The organism is Bradyrhizobium sp., assembly GCF_019242285.1.
Lineage (GTDB): Bacteria > Pseudomonadota > Alphaproteobacteria > Rhizobiales > Xanthobacteraceae > Bradyrhizobium.
Map to the genome: position 1 here is coordinate 1 of NZ_JAFAVV010000007.1, position 2,724 is coordinate 2,724.

At 65.2% G+C, this 2,724-nt stretch carries 2 protein-coding genes and 2 pseudogenes; all 4 read right to left on the reverse strand.

What is annotated here, in order from left to right; genetic code table 11:
* Positions 1-243 (reverse strand): annotated as a pseudogene (locus JOY90_RS00345) (hypothetical protein); the annotation flags it as partial.
* A 137-nt stretch (positions 244-380) separates the two neighbouring features.
* Complete coding sequence (locus JOY90_RS00350) at positions 381-1,364, reverse strand: aldo/keto reductase (RefSeq protein WP_291689190.1); 984 nt, start codon at positions 1,362-1,364, stop codon at positions 381-383.
* A gap of 20 nt (positions 1,365-1,384) precedes the next feature.
* On the reverse strand, positions 1,385-2,476 hold the full coding sequence (locus JOY90_RS00355; protein WP_367276860.1) for an SDR family NAD(P)-dependent oxidoreductase: 1,092 nt from the start codon (positions 2,474-2,476) through the stop codon (positions 1,385-1,387).
* 3 nt (positions 2,477-2,479) lie between these two features.
* A pseudogene (locus tag JOY90_RS00360) lies at positions 2,480-2,724 on the reverse strand (hypothetical protein); the annotation flags it as partial.

The window sequence follows — 2,724 nt, forward strand, 5'->3', positions numbered from 1 at the left end:
TAACACGCCGGCTATCGGCGCGCGAAGCGCGAGCGGTCCTATCGTGGCAACGACAGCGCCTTCCCCGACCAGATCGCCGATGCGCAGGTCGGTGGTGAAGCGGCCGGCATCCGGCGCGTAGACAAAGCGGGCTCGTCCGACGCCGCCGATGGGCCTCGGCTCGCCGTCGAGCGGCAGCGTTTGCGCCTCTCTAAAAGTTAACTGGTGCTTGTGACCAGCGGCGCGACCTCCCGCATGAAGCACTCCATCGACTGGAGGAGCTGGTCGAGGTCGCGGTTGCCGTGAAAATTGATCTGGAAACCGTCGAGCGCGGCAGCGCCCGGGTAGCACCGCAGTCGCCGACAGGTCGAGAAACGAACGGTCATGGCTCCTCGGGCAATCTACTGGGCGATGCCGACGACCGCATGCGGAACGTAGGGTTCTTCAAGCGCTGCAATCTCATCGGCCGACAGTTTGACGCCGACCGAGGCGAGCGCTTCGTCGAGGTGGGTGAGCTTGGTGGCGCCGACGATCGGCGCGGTGATCATCGGCTTTGCCAAAAGCCAGGCAAGAGCGATCTGGGCGCGCGGCAGACCGCGCGCCTTGGCGACCTCGCCGACCCGGTCCGCGACTTTCTTGTCGGCTTCTTCGGTCTTCGCGAAAAGCCGGCTCATTGCCGGGTCGGTCTCGGTGCGCATGCTCGTGTAGTCCCAATCGCGACTCAGCTTGCCGCGCGCCTGCGGGCTCCACGGTATGACGCCGATGCCCTCGGCCGCGCACAGCGGCAGCATCTCGCGCTCCTCCTCGCGGTAAAGCAGGTTGACGAGGTTCTGCATGCTGACAAAGCGCGTCCAGCCGTTCTTCTCGGCAATGCCGAGGGCGCGGGCGAGCTCCCAGGCGCGCATTGACGAGGCGCCGATGTAGCGCGCCTTGCCGGCCTTGACGATGTCGTGCAGGGCCTCAAGCGTCTCCTCGATCGGCGTTTCGTGGTCGAAGCGATGGATCTGGTAGAGATCGACGTAATCCATCCCAAGGCGTTTGAGGCTGTTGTCGATCTCGGTGAAAATCGCCTTGCGCGACAGCCCGCCGCCATTGGGACCGGGACGCATCCGGCCATGGACCTTGGTGGCGATCACGACCTCGTCGCGCCGGGCGAAATCCTTGACCGCGCGGCCGAGGATTTCTTCGCTGCTGCCGAGCGAATAGCGATTGGCGGTGTCGAAGAAATTGATCCCACCTTCGAGCGCCTTTTTGATGAACGGGCGACTTTCTTCCTCACTGAGGCTCCAGGCGTGGTTGCCTTGGCTGCCGCCGCCGTAACTCATGCAGCCGAGACAGATTCGTGAGACATCGAGGCCAGTACGGCCGAGCTTGGTGTATTCCATGCCTGTCCTCTTGAGCCGGTTCAATTCGACCGGAACGGCGATGGCGCGGCGAGAAACGCGGCAAACTCCTCGGCGTAGTCCGGGTGCCAGCGCGACAGCGCCGGCCGGTTGCGGATGATGTCTTCCGCCGACCACAAAATACGCCGATTGTCGACGTCGGTGGTCACGTCGTTGTCGGGGCAGACGATGTAGAAATCGCCTTTGCCCATCCGCTCGACCAGCACGTCGACCACCTGGTCGGGCGTCCATGATCCCGGCGGCTTTTCGGTGCGGCCGCGCGCGGTCATCCCGGTAAAGGTCGAGCCCGGCACCAGCAGGTGCGCCGTCACCTGACCGCCCGCGATGCTGCGCAGGGCGTGCGCGAGGCCCTCGGTCAGTACCTTCACCCCGGCCTTGGTGATGTTGTAGGCCGTATCGCCCGGCGGACAGGTGATCCCCTGCTTGGAGCCAGTATTGACGATCGCGCCGGGCGTCTGCTGGTCGACCATCGCCTGGGTGAAGGCGTGGACTCCGTTGATGACTCCCCAGAGATTGACCCCGAGCACGCGCTGCCAGCGGTCGTAGTGGTCGAACGGCCCGCCGCCTGGCGAGGTTCCGGCATTGTTCATCAGCACCGCGACCTCGCCGAATTCGGCGTAGGCCCGCTCTTTGAGGCGCTGTACCTCCTCGATCCTGCTGACATCCGTCGGCACCGTGATGACGGTCGCGCCGTCCAATTCGGCAGCGGCCTTGTCGAGCGCGTCCTGCCGCAGATCGGCGAGGACAAGCTTCATCCCGAGCGCGGCGAAGCGCCTGGCCGCCGCAAGGCCGATGCCGCTCGCCCCGCCGGTGATGACGGCGACGCGGCCGGGGCTAAGTGCGGCATGTGGGGGCATCATAACTCCTTGGATCAGCTTGGGTTGTCGCGGATCGGGTGTCCGCTCAACCAATTCGTGTCGTGCCTTACGGCTCGTTCTGTTTGTAGAGGAATAGCCATCCGCGCTCGCGACGGCAATCGGCTGGTTGGCGACACCATTACGCGGCCCGTAACGGACGCCACGGGCAAGCGTTCCGGTGCGAGGGGCGAATACCGCCGGGTTCTGGCGCGGCCTGCTCCGGCCTGTCATGCGCATGCGTTAGAGGGAGCCCCAGAAATTCGGATCGGGTGGATGGATGGTGCTGCCGTCGTAGCTCAGTCCCTGAAACCGATCGGACGCCAGCAGCAGCGGGCCGCCGAGATCGACAATCTGGGCCTGCTGCGCGATGAGCAGCGCCGGCGCGATCGCCCGGCGAAGGGCGCCGATAAGCTCCGCGACCAGGCGAGCGGCGAGAACACATATCGGTCCGTGTAAACGATCTCGTTCACGCCTCCGTCGGAAAC